General features: G+C 37.7%; 14 protein-coding genes. 7 read left to right on the top strand and 7 right to left on the bottom strand.

Going from position 1 to position 15,231, the window contains the following annotated elements; translation table 11 throughout:
* Positions 1-21 precede the first annotated feature (21 nt).
* Positions 22-1,335 (bottom strand): KGG domain-containing protein, encoded by a 1,314-nt coding sequence (locus RMA94_RS11745; protein WP_311083034.1) that lies wholly within the window; start codon positions 1,333-1,335, stop codon positions 22-24.
* Between the two features lie 474 nt (positions 1,336-1,809).
* On the opposite strand from RMA94_RS11745, the gene RMA94_RS11740 reads away from it, so the two are divergent.
* Together RMA94_RS11740 and RMA94_RS11735 are read left to right on the top strand one after the other, a co-directional pair.
* Entirely contained in the window at positions 1,810-2,211 is a 402-nt protein-coding gene (locus RMA94_RS11740; RefSeq protein WP_284090975.1) for a DUF6367 family protein, read from the top strand.
* 139 nt (positions 2,212-2,350) lie between these two features.
* Positions 2,351-3,229, top strand: a complete 879-nt coding sequence (locus RMA94_RS11735) for an SDR family oxidoreductase (RefSeq protein WP_311083031.1) — start codon at positions 2,351-2,353, stop codon at positions 3,227-3,229.
* 51 nt (positions 3,230-3,280) lie between these two features.
* Here RMA94_RS11735 and katE read toward each other — a convergent pair whose 3' ends face one another.
* Both katE and RMA94_RS11725 read right to left on the bottom strand, forming a co-directional pair.
* On the bottom strand, positions 3,281-5,425 hold the full coding sequence (katE, locus tag RMA94_RS11730; RefSeq protein WP_311083029.1) for a catalase HPII: 2,145 nt from the start codon (positions 5,423-5,425) through the stop codon (positions 3,281-3,283).
* A 41-nt stretch (positions 5,426-5,466) separates the two neighbouring features.
* Complete coding sequence (locus tag RMA94_RS11725) at positions 5,467-6,885, bottom strand: iron-containing redox enzyme family protein (protein ID WP_014206460.1); 1,419 nt, start codon at positions 6,883-6,885, stop codon at positions 5,467-5,469.
* Between the two features lie 316 nt (positions 6,886-7,201).
* On the opposite strand from RMA94_RS11725, the gene RMA94_RS11720 reads away from it, so the two are divergent.
* The 3 genes from RMA94_RS11720 (at position 7,202) to surA1 (ending at position 8,618) form a co-directional block, all read left to right on the top strand.
* A complete protein-coding gene (locus RMA94_RS11720) occupies positions 7,202-7,678 on the top strand; it encodes a CinA family protein (protein ID WP_311083025.1) in 477 nt (158 codons plus the stop codon).
* Positions 7,679-7,957: 279 nt separating this feature from the next.
* Positions 7,958-8,185: a hypothetical protein gene (locus tag RMA94_RS11715; RefSeq protein ID WP_002114279.1), complete on the top strand. Its 228-nt coding sequence runs from the start codon at positions 7,958-7,960 to the stop codon at positions 8,183-8,185.
* A gap of 115 nt (positions 8,186-8,300) precedes the next feature.
* A complete protein-coding gene (surA1, locus tag RMA94_RS11710; protein WP_033850237.1) occupies positions 8,301-8,618 on the top strand; it encodes a surface antigen protein 1 in 318 nt (105 codons plus the stop codon).
* 193 nt (positions 8,619-8,811) lie between these two features.
* On the opposite strand, the gene RMA94_RS11705 is transcribed toward surA1, so the two are convergent.
* Positions 8,812-8,958, bottom strand: coding sequence for a hypothetical protein (locus RMA94_RS11705; RefSeq protein ID WP_171265353.1), 147 nt, complete (start codon positions 8,956-8,958; stop codon positions 8,812-8,814).
* 905 nt (positions 8,959-9,863) lie between these two features.
* Here RMA94_RS11705 and RMA94_RS11700 point away from each other — a divergent pair.
* Complete coding sequence (locus RMA94_RS11700; RefSeq protein ID WP_016806122.1) at positions 9,864-10,166, top strand: hypothetical protein; 303 nt, start codon at positions 9,864-9,866, stop codon at positions 10,164-10,166.
* On the opposite strand, the gene RMA94_RS11695 is transcribed toward RMA94_RS11700, so the two are convergent.
* Complete coding sequence (locus RMA94_RS11695) at positions 10,159-11,064, bottom strand: LysR family transcriptional regulator (RefSeq protein WP_311083020.1); 906 nt, start codon at positions 11,062-11,064, stop codon at positions 10,159-10,161. The genes RMA94_RS11700 and RMA94_RS11695 overlap by 8 nt on opposite strands.
* Before the next feature lie 111 nt (positions 11,065-11,175).
* Here RMA94_RS11695 and RMA94_RS11690 point away from each other — a divergent pair, with 111 nt between their 5' ends.
* Positions 11,176-12,414: an SGNH/GDSL hydrolase family protein gene (locus tag RMA94_RS11690; RefSeq protein ID WP_311083018.1), complete on the top strand. Its 1,239-nt coding sequence runs from the start codon at positions 11,176-11,178 to the stop codon at positions 12,412-12,414.
* 49 nt (positions 12,415-12,463) lie between these two features.
* On the opposite strand, the gene RMA94_RS11685 is transcribed toward RMA94_RS11690, so the two are convergent.
* Both RMA94_RS11685 and RMA94_RS11680 read right to left on the bottom strand, forming a co-directional pair.
* Positions 12,464-13,819 carry an MFS transporter gene (locus RMA94_RS11685; protein WP_005069896.1) on the bottom strand — a complete coding sequence of 452 codons (1,356 nt, stop codon included), beginning with the start codon at positions 13,817-13,819 and terminating at the stop codon, positions 12,464-12,466.
* 100 nt (positions 13,820-13,919) lie between these two features.
* A complete protein-coding gene (locus tag RMA94_RS11680) occupies positions 13,920-15,203 on the bottom strand; it encodes a DcaP family trimeric outer membrane transporter (protein ID WP_311084028.1) in 1,284 nt (427 codons plus the stop codon).
* Positions 15,204-15,231 lie beyond the last annotated feature (28 nt).

The following is a 15,231-nucleotide window of genomic DNA, read 5'->3' as shown; positions in this document are numbered from 1 at the left end:
TTTGTTTTTAAAACATTCTGCTTAAGACGTAAAACGTCCGTAGGCATCACGTTTTTGATTACGAGAGTTTTGACCACGGCCATCATAATCATCGTCGTCATCACGGCTGCGACCTCGGCCTCGACCACCTGAGCGGCCACCGCGATCATCATCGTCATCATCATCACGGCTGCGACCACGGCCTCGTCCGCCTGAGCGGCCACCACGATCGTCATCATCATCGTCATCACGACTGCGGCCACGGCCTCGTCCGCCTGAGCGGCCACCACGATCGTCATCATCATCGTCATCACGGCTACGACCTCGGCCTCGACCACCTGAGCGGCCACCCCGATCGTCATCGTCATCATCATCACGGCTGCGACCATGGCCTCGTCCGCCTGAACGGCCACGATCGTCATCATCATCGTCATCACGGCTGCGACCACGACCTCGTCCGCCTGAACGGCCTCCGCGATCATCGTCGTCATCATCACGGCTGCGACCACGACCTCGTCCGCCTGAGCGACCACCGCGATCATCATCATCGTCATCGTCACGACTGCGACCTCGGCCTCGACCACCTGAGCGACCACCGCGATCGTCATCATCATCGTCATCACGGCTGCGGCCACGGCCTCGTCCGCCTGAGCGGCCACCGCGATCATCATCGTCATCATCATCACGGCTGCGACCTCGGCCTCGACCACCTGAGCGGCCACCGCGATCGTCATCATCATCGTCATCACGGCTACGGCCACGGCCTCGTCCGCCTGAACGGCCACCGCGATCGTCATCATCATCGTCATCACGGCTGCGACCACGACCTCGTCCACCTGAATGGCCACCGCGATCGTCATCATCATCGTCATCACGGCTGCGGCCACGGCCTCGTCCGCTTGAACGACCACCGCGATCATCGTCATCATCATCGTCGTCATCACGGCTGCGGCCACGGCCTCGTCCGCTTGAACGGCCACCGCGATCATCGTCATCATCGTCGTCGTAACGGCTTCGGCCTCGACCACCTGAGCGGCTACCGCGATCGTCATCATCATCGTCGTCATCATCACGACTGCGACCACGACCATTACGGCCATCATTTTTATGGCTTAATGCACCCGCTTCACGCGCTTCTTCAGACGTAAATTCATGAGCATTACCACTTGCATGGGCTGCTCGGCCAGCTTCACGAGCTTCTTCAGAGGTAAACTCATGTGCATTACCACTCGCGTGAGCAGCTCGCCCACCTTTGCTGGCTATTTCTCGTACTCTTTCAGGATCCATACTTGCAAATCCACGATTTGAAGTACCTGTTCTATTGTTATCATCATCTTCATATCTAGTATTAGCCATAGTTATATCTTCCTATATTTAATTATAGTCACTACCGCTTTTAGTTAACGGATTTAATAACAATAGAATATCTATAATATTTTCCCACCCAAGTGATGTATCAATCCTTTTAAATGTATATCAATCAAAAAATGAAATTTCTTATAAACATATTATTTTTAAAATATTTTAAAAATTTTAATTATTAATAATTTTACTCTTTAAATATTGGATATACTCATTATTACCTAAGGGCACACTACAATATATTTTTACAAACACAGTTAAAATATTTTAACTGATAACAAAAAATTTCAAAATGTACAAAACAGTAAACTAACACAACATCAGATCTATTGAGAAAATAACAAGAAAACAATTATTTTAATTTAAAAACAATAACATATATCATTACATTTTCAGAATTAATTTACTTGAGAGATTAATATGAATATTTAAAACTAATTTTAATAAGATGGTTTGAGTAACTTAACTATGCAATTAAAAAATCAACAGTCAGCTCTACAATATATCCATATTTCTATCCCTGAAATTTTACTAGGACATATTAAGTCCAAAAACTCATGGCAGGACTATGACAAAGAATGGAGCTATAGATTAGACCCACCTCATGCAAGTCATCCCTTCCAAAGAGACTTATATATTATTAAGTCAAAAAATATAGAACATGAAGATATAAAAATGTTGCTAGATAATATGGCTGTTAAAAATAATAAAAATTCAGAAAATATAGATAGAGCAAAAGAAATTATTAAAAAAATATTAGATTTATCTAATAATATACCGATAGAAAACTGGTTAGAGGATACAGGAAATAGATCTATTATTGAAAGCATGATTGATAAAAACAAAATCAAGTTAATCGATATTATTTAGCCCTTAAATATAAAATATTTTTTTACATCCTTACAAATAAAATAACAAAGACAACTTATTAAAAAATTCATTTTACTCACATTTACGCGGTAACAGCACACTATATGAAAATTAGATATTACAACCGAGGTATTTAAAAATGGAAAACTCAACAAACCACTATCCAACATCTGCCCCCGCACAAGTTCAATCTCATCAACCAGGTGATCAGGAAAAAATGCATCCTGAACCTGAGATAATAAAAAGTACCCATAAAGGTAGCGATAAGCTAAAAGATAAAGTTGCCGTTATTAGTGGTGGCGATAGCGGTATAGGTCGTTCTGTCGCAGTATTGTTTGCTCGTGAGGGCGCTGATATTGCGATACTTTATCTCGAAGAAGATCAAGATGCCGAAATCACTAAACAACTCGTTGAAAGAGAAGGACAACATTGCCTTTTATTAAAAGGTGATATTTCTGACCCAGATGTTGCAAAACTCGATATTGATAAAGTTCTACAACATTACGGCAAAATTAATATTTTAGTGAATAACGCTGGTGTGCAATATCAACAAAAAGAAATTGAAAGTATTAGTAATGAGCAATTAGAAAAGACATTTAAAACTAATATTTTCCCAATGTTTTATCTTACTAAAGAAGCCATTCCTTATATGGAAGAAGGTGACAGTATTATTAACACCACCAGTATTACCAGCTATCAAGGCCATGATGAGCTCATTGATTATGCAAGTACCAAAGGTGCGATTACGACTTTTACGCGTAGCTTATCGAACAATTTAATGAAACAGAAAAAAGGAATTCGGGTAAATGGTGTTGCACCAGGACCCATCTGGACACCATTAATTCCAAGCAGTTTCGATGCAGAAACCGTTAAAGAATTTGGTAAAGATACCCCAATGGGAAGAATGGGACAACCAAGTGAAGTTGCTCCTGCCTATCTTTTTCTTGCCTCAGATGATGCAAGTTATATTACAGGTCAGGTCATTCATGTAAATGGTGGTCAAATCGTAAATGGTTAATCCCTAAAATATAAAAAGCCCTGAAAGTTAAAACTTTCAGGGCTTTTGTTTTTAAGCTGGTATGTGGGCAGCTATTGGTTCTCGTGACCAAACACGATGAGCCATAATCAGGTTTTTGAACTTTTCAGCAATCGGCTGGAATTCATCTCCAACTAGAGTGCCTTCATCGGGAACTAAACCTAGCGGTTCAAGTAAATCAGATTTATTACCTAAAAATGTAATTGGTTTTAAATGCTTGTAGGCTTCTAATAGATAATGGCGAGTCACTCCGTCTTGCATGACAGCGTTTAAGTTATCGCCATCAGGAATAATCACTGCATCATACGCAATTGACGGTTCAGCCATTTGCATGCCATCAGCCGTAATAATACTGTCTTGATGATCTTTTACAGGAGCTAAGCTTGGCGCTAATAAATGAAGAGTCACCCCTTCTTTAATTGCCCAGTTTTTCATAGCTTCTAATGCATCAGATTTGACTAAATTATGGATGAGTACTGCAACTTTTCGACCTTGAATATCTTGGGGCGGGAAAGCTAAGAAAGATAATTTAGCCGATTTTTCAACTGCGGTTTTTTTATAATCTAGCGTTAAATCAGGCACTTCAATTCCTAAATTAGCGCCTACTTGTCGTGCTAAGTCGAGATCAATATTTGCCAAAATTTGTTGAACTTGGCGCTCACGGATGTGTTTTCGTTGCACTTTACTTAATTCAAAAGTATAGGCATCGACCACATGCTTTTGCTCATGAGGGGCAAGACTCTTGTAGTAAAGGCGCGGTTGTGAAAAATGATCAGAAAAAGTCTCGCTTCTTTGACGAAGTTTATGTCCGCTAATCTGTTCAGGATAGCTTTCAAAACCGCCGTTTGAAGCAGCAGGTGGGGTTTCGGCTGGCCAATCATTATCAATTGAGTTTGGTTGATATGAAGCCTGCCCTTTATGAATCGTATGCTGGTGAATACCATCACGTTGATTATTATGGAATGGACACACAGGTTTATTGATCGGAATTTGATGGAAGTTTGGTCCACCTAAACGGCTTAACTGGGTATCGGTGTATGAAAATAGACGTGCTTGTAAAAGCGGGTCATTTGTAAAGTCAATTCCTGGCACAATATGTCCCGGACAGAAAGCCACCTGCTCTGTTTCTGCAAAGAAATTATCTACATTTCTATTTAAAACAAATCGGCCGATTGGTGTCACTGGAACCAACTCTTCAGGAATAATTTTTGTCGGGTCCAATAAGTCGAAGTCAAAGTTCATCTCGTCTTCTTCTTCAACAATTTGTACACCGAGTTCCCATTCAGGATAAACACCATTCTCAATCGCTTCATAAAGATCGCGACGGTGGAAATCCGGATCTTTACCAGCAAGCTTTTGAGCTTCATCCCATACTAGCGCACTTAAACCTTGTTTAGGGGTCCAGTGGAATTTCACAAAATGTGATTTTCCTTCGGCATTAATGAGACGGAATGTATGAACCCCAAACCCTTGGATTGAGCGTAAATTACGTGGAATTGCACGGTCTGACATAGCCCAAATCACCGCGTGTGCTGACTCAGGTACTAAAGACACAAAATCCCAGAAAGTATCATGTGCAGTTGCTCCTGTTGGTATTTCTGTATCTGGTTCAGGTTTTACTGCATGAACAAAGTCTGGAAACTTAATCCCATCTTGCACAAAAAACACAGGCGCATTGTTGCCGACTAAATCAAAATTACCCTCTTGGGTATAAAATTTAATGGCAAAACCACGAATATCACGAACGGTGTCAGCAGAACCACGTGGTCCCTGCACTGTTGAGAAGCGTACAAAAATTGGAGTTTGAATGGTTGGGTCAGTCAAAAAACCAGCTTTTGTTAAGCACTCATTTCCTTCATAAGCCTGAAAGTAACCATGAGCACCCACGCCACGTGCATGCACAATACGCTCAGGAATACGTTCATGGTCAAAATGAGTAATCTTTTCTCGTAAAATAAAATCTTCTAATAGTGTCGAACCGCGAATACCTGCTCTTAAACTATTCTGGTTATCAGCAATTTTAACCCCTTGATTTGTGGTTAATGCTTCATTGGTTGCATCGTCTCTGACTGAGTCTAATTGTTCAGTTTTTTGGGTAGTATTGGCTTTATTTGCAGCGTCAGCACCAGCCATTTCACTTGTTTTATTTGTTGATTTAACATTATCAGTCATGTTCATTACCTATGTTTTAAAGTTAAACGTGGGGTGAATTAAAAACTTCAAGAGTTAGTTTTGTTAAAGGAACTTAAATATGGAAAAAGGAGCTCGACATATTTACGTGTGCTCCAGAGCCCAATGCTTTTATGGTGTGAATCTGGGGCCAAAAACGGAGTCAGCTTGCATATTTTTATGGCAAGATCAGGTGTCTGACGTATACGCTCTTGGAGGGCATCCAGTTCGCCATCAGAAATATAGCTAAACAGATAATCTTGAATGCGCTGGCTATTCTTAAGTTCCCTGCTGTAGGCCAAGTAGTTAGAAGAATGATCACTACCAGCAATCCAGTCATGAATAATTTGTCGTTCTACAGGGTTAAATACCCCAAACATTTTTCCATTTTCTTCATTAATCATTCGCCAGAATACGCTCTGTTCAGGATCGGTATTCAATTTAATCCACTTGTGATCAATGAGATGTGTAACTAAGCCTTTAACGTCTTCTGGGTTTGATAACCATTGGTTAATGGTTTTACATCCAAACTGTCTAGTTTCGTTATGAATAAGCTGCCCCACGAGCGCTTTTCTTTTTAAAATTTTAAGGACTAAATCTTCAAGATTTAAATTTTTAATAATTTTTGAAGAAGAAACACCATGATTATTAAGAGCAAAACCACGTTTTAATTTATTAAAGAAAGCCTCTTTATCTCTGTATTTATCATAAATATTTTCTATAACTTTAATTGCTTTATCTGCATGTCCGTTATCAATATTGTCGATAGTGATGTGCAAATTAAAATATTTAGAATCAATACCCAGTTCAGCAAGTTCATAATTACTGATGAGTAGATGCAGTGGTAGTTGCTCATAACCTAAATTGAAGCCGACAATTTCGGGAATGAACTCTGGTGGAGCATAGCCAAGCGCCAGCTGAATCACGGCATTATGATAGTATTCATCCTCTAAAAGCAGATCAAAACTATCAAGCCCCAGACTACGTAATAAGTCATCATAAATACAGACATGATTTGCTTTCGGCTCACCAAGTCCCAGCTCTTCTAGATAAGTAATAATAAGGTCATGAAAAACCGGATCGTTCCAGTAGTGAACTGAGCTATAGAGCCATGCACCGTCGACCTTTTTAGTTGGAGAGACCTTAATCAAAAATTCAAATGCCTGTCCGACATTCTGGAAATACTCTCTCTCACCCCCACTTTGTCTACGGTTTAGATAAGCCTGAAATAACTCACAATTTTGTTTATTGTCATTTTCACACCATTCTTTAACTGTATTTATAGTTGCAGGAAAATCAATTTCCTTTTGATCTATTTTATCTATTTCTTCATTAAGAAAATCTCTTGCTTTCTTCTCTTTTTCAAAACTAGAAATATCAGGATCAAGGAAAAAAACAAATAATTCGTAATAGTTCTGTTGATTATCTTGTAATAAGTCTAATAATCTTTTTTTCACTACAACAGGCATTTCTATTCTCCTTTAGTGAGATATAAATTACCATACTTTAACTGAACAATAATCCCAGCCTATCTTTGTTATATTACGTTAGTAAGAAACAACCCACAATTTTAAAAACTTTATATTTCAATAACATAAAAAATAACATAAACTTACATTCTCATCTTTCGAATAATTTAACTATATGTTTTTATAAAAAATATATAAACAATAAACTATATTTACAATTAACTTACCTTTAAAATTATAAAGACTAAAAACTTAACAAAAAGAAATTAAAAATAATCTTATAACTAAATTAAAAACAATTGTAAGGAGAATACAAATGTTTAACTCATGTTGTAAATTACTAGCACAAGAAAAAATTAAAATCGCTTTTTTTGAAAGTGCTTCGGCAGGTTATTTAGCTTATCGCTTTTCTTTGAGTCCCTATTCAGGTGATATTCTTATTGGGAGCTTAGTTAGCTACGACTTACGTGTAAAAGAAAATACACTTCATATTTCACCAGAACTCATTGAAAAATATACGCCTGAGTCGATGCAAGTCACTGTAGAGATGATCAAAAAAGGTAAAGAACTCTTGAATGCCGATCTTTATATTGCCTGTACTGGGTTATTAAAAAAAGGAGGTTCTGAAACTCAAGAAAAACCTGTAGGTACCTTTTTTTATTCCATTTATTATAAAGATAATTTTTATAATTTTAGACGTATATTTAAAGGATTACCCTATTTTAAACTTAGACAACTGCTCTATTACATTACTCAAGATATAGAATATATAATATTAGATAATAAAAAATAGCTTTCCTTCATAAAAGATAACAAATACATATTTAGAAATGATCATAGCTTTTATTTAACCTCTATGTACCCAAATGTAATTTTAACTATATTCATATTAATTATGTTTAATCATTAAAATTACATTTTATAGAAATCAAGGTTTTATTTAATTTTTGAATTTACATTTAAATATAGGGTAACACCCCAACGCTACACATTAAAAATTTTCATGTTTTAATGAACCTATCTGAAGCTCTCAGATAAAACACACATCATAAATGATATGAGGTAATTAAAGATGAGCACTACTAATAATCAAAGCAATCAACGCAATAATCAGCAGCAACAACAACAGCAAAACGACAACCGTAACAACCAGCAGCAACAAGGCAACCAACAGCAAAACGATCAACAGCAACAAAACAATCAGCAACAACAGCAAAATGACAACCGCCGCCAACAACAAGGCTCTAATCAAAAAGATTCAGGCCAACAAAACTCAAATAACAATAATCAGCAACGCTAATCCGTTGTTGAATTAAATGTCATTTGATGCGGTCATTCATTTTATTTAGGAAGGTGCCCTCACCTTCCTAAATTTAACATAAGCATAAAATTAAATAAGAGATGAGGAAAAACTGATGACAGATCAAAATACAGACCATACTCGACTAGTAGCTGGCGACCATAATTATTCTGACTCTCGCTGGCGAGAAAGTTATCTTACTCGACCTTATTATCAAGAAGCTCAATTAACTACGCCAGATCTGGATTATGATCGTGACTTTTCTGCAGCTTATGAACTAGGTCACCGTGCCCGTTCAGAATCTAAAGAAGGAACTCAGTTTGAAGATATGGAAGGTAGCTTGCAACAAAAGTGGGAAGAACTCAAAGCTGAATCCCGATTAAAATGGGAACATGCAAAACAAGCCATTAAAGATGCATGGGATGACATGTGACATCCTTAATTGCTCCAAAGCATATAGCTTATTTCCTATTGGCCCTGGGAAATAAGCTTTTTTTATGGATGTGTGTATTAAACAATACTAACCAATTGATTAATTTTATATTTTAATTTTTTTATTATGTTACATACTTTATAGAAAAAAGTTAAGGAAACCCACATAACTATGAGTTTCCTTAAATAAAAAATTATGAATTTTTATCTATTTGTTGAGAAGTGGTTGGATCATTAGAGCCATGTGTTCCATCATCATCTGTTGAATTTCGATCTTGGCAGGCACTCATACCCATTGCGATTGCAACTACCATACTTACTGCACAAAAAATTCTTAACATTGAGGTCACCCTTATAAATCTTAAGATGTAGGCTTATGAATAACATTATCTTATGTTGGCCTACCGCTGTGGTTCTCTTAAGTTTTGTAGGTTGTGCAAGCTTTTGTAAAAATCTAAATAATATAAATGTTAAAAAATTACTTTTCTTGCAATTGATATTTTAATTAAAATTTGGCAACGGCTATTTATTTAATTACATGATATTCATAAAATCAAAATTTCCCGCTCTTTTTTGACTTATGTTGAAATAAGTCATTACTTGCAAACACTATATAAATAAACAATTAATAAATATTTGATATATAAACATTAAAAATTATTTTTTAACCTCTATTGAACCATTATTCAATATTTTCAATTCTAAATAACTCATTATTTTATTAATGAAAATTTAAAAATATTAATATTTGTTTATATAAACCAATCTTTTATTTTTGCAATTGACCCGCTTTGAGGCTCAGCTTATGATGCTCCGGCTGACCTATTTTGTCAGTCGGTTTTAGCAGACCGTCTACCTAAGCGCACTAAAAACAAGTTTTTTGGTGTGTAGCCCCTCGTGCCTTTGACGGAGGAACGGGAGTGGGACACCTTCGGGTGTGCTGGTTTCTTAGGTATCAGTCTGCTAACCCTCTTTCGTTTCACCACCATAATTAATAGCAGTGATTGGGCGCAACTTCTTTCATCAAGGAGTCTCTAATGACTATTATTTTATATCGTGTTTTTTCTTCTACTCTTCATCACGTTATCGACTTAACTGAAACTATTTTCAAGAAAATATCCTACAGTTTTATGTTTCTGCTTTCCTATCTTTTCAGAGTAAATATTTCCATATTTAACGCTCGATAAAGACTAGAAAATTTCTATAAACATGACTTAACGATAACAACAACCAATGAAGAGCAATAATGATGTTTTTTTTATATCGTATTGTTTTAATCTGCACCCTATTAATAAGTTCTATAAGTTTATTAGGTTGCAGGTCTATCAGTAAAAATGAATTTAATACACATTGTGTTTGGGCAGGTCGTGCACTTTCACAATGCAACTGTATTTATAACTCTTTAGAAAAACATTATTCGCCGCAGTTTGTAGAGAACTTACCCAAAGTAAGCTTACAAAATATTAATGCGAATATGCACTTTGTGGAAACTATGAATGAAACTATGCACCAATGTCAGTTAAGCGCAAGAAAAGACTCCATTAACTAACTTTTGCATGCTCTACCAAGAAATCTAAAAAAGCCCTTACGCGCTTAGGGACATATTTATCATGTCCTATCCAAACAGCATGAAATTCTTCTGAAGCCTTGATATTCCAGTCTTCAAGGATTTTGACCAACTGTTTTTGTTCTAAAGCTTTTTTGACTTGGAACTGGTTAAGCTGTGCAATACCAGCACCTGCAAGCGCTAACTGTAAGATGGCTTCTCCATGATTTACTCTTAAAACCTTAGTGGGAGCAAGTGTGATTTCTTGATCGTCTTTTTTAAAAAGCCACGTTTTATTTTGACGTTGGTAACTTACGTCTAAAAGCTGATGTTCGTATAACTCTTCTGGATGCTGCGGATAACCATTCTTTTCAATATAGGTAGGTGAACATACATAATGTTTCTGAGTGCTTCCGAGTGAGCGAGCAACCAAATTTGAGCTTTTCAAAGGTCCCGTGCGAATTGCGACATCAATTCTTTGCTCAACTAAATTAATGACTTCATCACTCAAATGAGCTTCTAATTCTATTTGTGGGTAGCGCTCGTTAAATAGAGAAATACAAGGTAATAAAAAGTGTGTCCAATATGAAAGACTGGTATGAATTCTAATTCGCCCTTGCGGCATGTGATTTGCAGTAACAGATTGTTCTAGTTCATCTAAGTTATTGAGTATGTGAATACCTTGCTCATAAAACTGACATCCTTCACTAGTAAGCTGAAACTGGCGTGTTGAACGGTTAAGTAGTCTAACTCTAAGCCTTTTTTCTAAGCGTGAAATTAACTTACTCACCGCAGACGGCGTCATGTCACAAGCTCTTGCGACTGCTGAAAAGCTTCCTAATTCGACTACCCGAATAAAAATTGCCAACTCACCAGAGCGATTAACATCAAAATATGACATAACAAAAACTATTTATGAATTTCATTCACAAATCTTATTCCGCTTATGTTGCTATAACAAGCCAACAATTTGTTTCAAGATAACTTTAATTCGTTTTAAAGAGTTCACGAGATGAAACCTTATCAATCTGCCCTATTCTCTCTTGTCTTATTTTCTACTGTAGCGCAAGCAGAAGTACAAAAGAGCCAGTGGGTTACCACTTGGGCAGCTAGTCCACAAAAAGTCTGGAATAAAGATTTCGTTTTCCCGACCAATATTCCAGAGCAAATATCGAATCAGACTATTAAACAAATTAGTCAAATTAGTTTAGGTGGTGAAGCTATTAGACTCGTTTTTACCAATCAATATGGCGATCAACCGCTCTATATTGATAAAACTACCGTGGGGCTAATTAAAGGACAAAGTCTTAAATCAAAGAGTGCTTATCCAGTTTATTTCTCTGGAAAGCTTAAAGCACAAATTTTACCTGGCAAGCAACTGATGAGTGATCCAATCCAGCTCCCTGTTCCAGATCATGCGCAGTTAATGGTAAATAGCTTTATTCAAAGGCCGACTACATTTAAAACTTTTCATTGGAATGCGAAACAAACCAGTTGGCTCATTACCGGCAACCAGACTACGAACTTAAATACGCCTAGCAGTGCCAAAACCACCACTGCGCGATTATTATTGTCGGCTGTGGAAGTGAAACCAAAACGTAAAGCACATGTTGTTGCAGTCATTGGAGACTCAATTACCGATGGAGCAACTGCAACTCTAGACGCAAATACAAGATGGACCGACTTTTTAGCTAAGCGCTTATCGCCACATCAAATAGCGGTAATTAATAGTGGAATTTCAGGAAATCGGTTACTTACAGACGGTATGGGTGACAGTGCTTTAGAACGCTTACAAAAAGAAGTATTTCAATATTCAGGTGTGAAAACATTAATTGTTCTGGTGGGTATTAATGATATTTCATGGCCCGGTACTGCTTTTGCACCTAAACAACAAATACCAAGTTTTGAAGCACTCACTCAAGGTTATAAACGTGTTGTAGATGAAGCACATCGCCAAGGTATTCAAGTGATTGGAGCAACCTTATTACCATTTTCGGGAGCTTTACCAAATACTCCTCTTGATAACTATTATCAGCCTAACAAAGATGAATTACGCCAGCGTATTAATCACTGGATCAGAACCAGCCATACATTTGACGGTGTACTTGATCTTGAGCAAGGCTTAAAAGACCCTAAACATCCTGATCGATTAAATCCAATTTATGATTCAGGAGATCATTTACATCCGAATGATCGTGGTAATCAACAAATGGCAAACCTAGTTGATTTAAAACAATTAGTTAATCAATAAAACGTCCAGATACGGATAGGAATTTTTTTCCTACCCGTATTCATATTGATTAATTCCCCTCTAACTCGGCGTTAAGCTTTGGTGTAATAGGCTGTTTTTCAGCTGCATATCGTCTTAAAACCATGACGGCGAAAAGCGCTAAAATTGCAGGGATTGCGATCATCACAAAATTCATTTTATGTGGTAATTCCAACCCTAATAACAGGCCCGTTAAGATAGGTCCAACAATAGCCCCAATTCGACCTACACCAGAAGCACAACCAATTCCAGTAGAACGCACACTTAGTGGATAATATTGTGCAACGTAACTATAAAGAAGAATTGAAGTACCAATCGTTGCTGCTCCTGCCACAGTCACCAAACCATATAAAACATAGGCTGGTGACTTAAAACCTAAACCGACTAAAGCAACAACACCTGCCAGTAGCATTCCCATAATTACAGGTTTTAGATGGAATTTATCAGACAAAATACCGCCACCAATTGAACCGATCATTGCGCCAACATTTAGAGCAAGCAAGAATAAAATACTCTTTCCGAGTGAATACCCTGCTGCCAGCATGAGTTTTGGTAACCAGCTACTTAAGGCATACACCATGAGTAAGCACATAAAGAACACGAGCCAAAACATGAGTGTATTGAAAGCACGGCCTTGTTGAAATAATCCCTTTACAGAACTACCTGTTGGAACATTATCTTCATTAAGCACTAATTGCGTATTGATCGTTAGGTTTTGTTCAGGTGAAATTTTTTGAATAATGCGCTGTGCTTGCTCAGTCTTACCTGTCTTAACTAAAAAGGTTAAAGACTCAGGTAAAAACTTCCAAATGATAGGTAATAAAAATAATGGAATACCGGCAATTAAAAACATAATTTGCCACCCCTGACTTTCAACCAAATAGCTACCGATCAATGCTGAAAGAATTCCCCCAATTGCATAACCACTAAACATACTCCCCACCAAAGTACTTCTTATACGTTTAGGCGCATACTCTGATGTAAGTGCAACTAAATTTGGCATAACCCCACCAATGCCTAGTCCCGCCAAGAACCGAAGTACCCCAAACTCAAGTGGGCTTGATGCAAAAGCACCTAAAAAGGTAAAACCACTAAAAAAAGTCACACAGATTAAAATTACCTTTTTACGGCCTATTTTGTCTGCCAGTGTTCCAAAGAACATTGCCCCAAACATCATTCCGCATAGTGCTGTACTTGCTAACATCCCCGCCTGTACAGCTGTTAATGACCACTCTTGCATTAGCAAAGGCAGTACCACGCCATAAATCACCAGATCGTAACCATCAAAAATAATAATTAATAAACACCAAAGTAAAATACTCCAGTGAAAAGGGGTAAATCTGGCCTGATCAATAACTTCATTTACATTTAATTTAGATGTTGTCATTTACTCACCTCCTTTGTGAGATAAATTCATATTCAATTTTTTAAAACGACATACTGCACCCTAAAGAAAAAACAGATTATTCAAGATTTTATTGAATAAATTAAAAGTCATAACTCGCCATCATATTGAAGCGGTTATCAATTCCGTTACGTCCATCAAAAGTTTCTCGTTCGCCATACACATATTCGACGCCCAAGGTAATTGGTTTGTATGGGTTATAAAGTGCATTCACCCAGCCCTGCCAAAGCTCTTTATTTTGGGTAGTGCTATTACGTTGTAATTCGGCAAAACGGTTATCATCTTTGGCTTTCATATAGCCGTAGCCTAAAGTCGAGCGAATTTGCGGTGTAAATTGATGAGTAATACCTAAAGAAACGGTGTCAAATTCATTGCTATGCATATTGTTTTGATCATCTATTGCATAGCCGCTGTTACTCCATAGCAGGAAACGCCCATCTCCTTTGACATGGTAATAATCAGCTTTGAGTAATGTATCGGGCGTAATTTGGTATTTACCGCCCAAGCCTACGCCCCAAGACATTTCTTCATCATTATTCGTTCTCTTTTCGGCAACAAAACTACGTCCGGATAACATCGAGCCATTGGCAAATTTATGATTTAACCGACCTACCAACGCTGGTAAACGCATTTTATTATCTGGGTCTGAGCTCGCAGTATATTTCGGATCTTCAACCGATATTGCAAAGCTTGTATTTGCCGTTAAGTTATCGCTATAGCGAACTAGCGGTGATCTTAACAATGCACTGCCTACAAATGTGCCCGCATCAATCGTTTCCGGATAATATTCGGGTGCGATAAATGTTGACCACGTTTGACCAATAAGCCATTTATCAAAAGTTAAATAAGCATGGCGTATGCGAAACTGATCACGAGTGGCTGCGCCAAAGAAGTCCATTTCCAACTTTCCGCCCACATCACCCGCGGCTGTTGGGGTTTTAAAATTCAACCCGAAACGTGTCACATTAACCGTACTGTGCAACTGGTCTTTTTGTGCAGATTCTTCTGGCGTGTTTTCAAGTGGAACACCGCTAATATTGTTATACATGGTAGATGCCCCTTTCATTTGATAAGAAGCATCTGCCCGTATATAACCATATAAGTTAAATTCTGCACCAGACTTGGTTAAACCTTGCTGTATTGGTGGTACGGCTTGAGGAGTCGCTGAATTTGCTAGTTCCACTCGTCCTTGCGATAAAGATTTTTGCGCCTGTATGTTGGCTTGTAACATAGCCCGAAGTTCTTTCACTTCTTGGCGAAGTTGTGCTATTTCAGGATCTGTTTGACCTGCCAAAGCGGAAGACATAAACAGGGTCACAGAAACAGCCAACAGGCTTTTTTGAACCGTTGTAGTTAAAACTTTCATCATGAAATTTTCCTTTTGATCTTTAATT

Origin of the sequence: Acinetobacter sp. V115_6 (assembly GCF_031799025.1) — a bacterium.
In the GTDB taxonomy this organism is placed as follows: Bacteria; Pseudomonadota; Gammaproteobacteria; order Pseudomonadales; family Moraxellaceae; genus Acinetobacter; species Acinetobacter pittii.
Note: the sequence above shows the minus strand (reverse complement) of the source record. Positions and strands in the feature narration are given on the sequence as shown.

What these genes read in the sequence shown, in the direction of transcription:
- RMA94_RS11745 (WP_311083034.1), bottom strand. Translation starts at nt 1,335, where the DNA reads ATGGCTAATACTAGATATGAAGATGATGATAACAATAGAACAGGTACT.
- RMA94_RS11740 (WP_284090975.1), top strand. Translation starts at nt 1,810, where the DNA reads ATGCAATTAAAAAATCAACAGTCAGCTCTACAATATATCCATATTTCT.
- RMA94_RS11735 (WP_311083031.1), top strand. Translation starts at nt 2,351, where the DNA reads ATGGAAAACTCAACAAACCACTATCCAACATCTGCCCCCGCACAAGTT.
- katE (WP_311083029.1), bottom strand. Translation starts at nt 5,425, where the DNA reads ATGAACATGACTGATAATGTTAAATCAACAAATAAAACAAGTGAAATG.
- RMA94_RS11725 (WP_014206460.1), bottom strand. Translation starts at nt 6,885, where the DNA reads ATGCCTGTTGTAGTGAAAAAAAGATTATTAGACTTATTACAAGATAAT.
- RMA94_RS11720 (WP_311083025.1), top strand. Translation starts at nt 7,202, where the DNA reads ATGTTTAACTCATGTTGTAAATTACTAGCACAAGAAAAAATTAAAATC.
- RMA94_RS11715 (WP_002114279.1), top strand. Translation starts at nt 7,958, where the DNA reads ATGAGCACTACTAATAATCAAAGCAATCAACGCAATAATCAGCAGCAA.
- surA1 (WP_033850237.1), top strand. Translation starts at nt 8,301, where the DNA reads ATGACAGATCAAAATACAGACCATACTCGACTAGTAGCTGGCGACCAT.
- RMA94_RS11705 (WP_171265353.1), bottom strand. Translation starts at nt 8,958, where the DNA reads ATGTTAAGAATTTTTTGTGCAGTAAGTATGGTAGTTGCAATCGCAATG.
- RMA94_RS11700 (WP_016806122.1), top strand. Translation starts at nt 9,864, where the DNA reads ATGATGTTTTTTTTATATCGTATTGTTTTAATCTGCACCCTATTAATA.
- RMA94_RS11695 (WP_311083020.1), bottom strand. Translation starts at nt 11,064, where the DNA reads ATGTCATATTTTGATGTTAATCGCTCTGGTGAGTTGGCAATTTTTATT.
- RMA94_RS11690 (WP_311083018.1), top strand. Translation starts at nt 11,176, where the DNA reads ATGAAACCTTATCAATCTGCCCTATTCTCTCTTGTCTTATTTTCTACT.
- RMA94_RS11685 (WP_005069896.1), bottom strand. Translation starts at nt 13,819, where the DNA reads ATGACAACATCTAAATTAAATGTAAATGAAGTTATTGATCAGGCCAGA.
- RMA94_RS11680 (WP_311084028.1), bottom strand. Translation starts at nt 15,203, where the DNA reads ATGAAAGTTTTAACTACAACGGTTCAAAAAAGCCTGTTGGCTGTTTCT.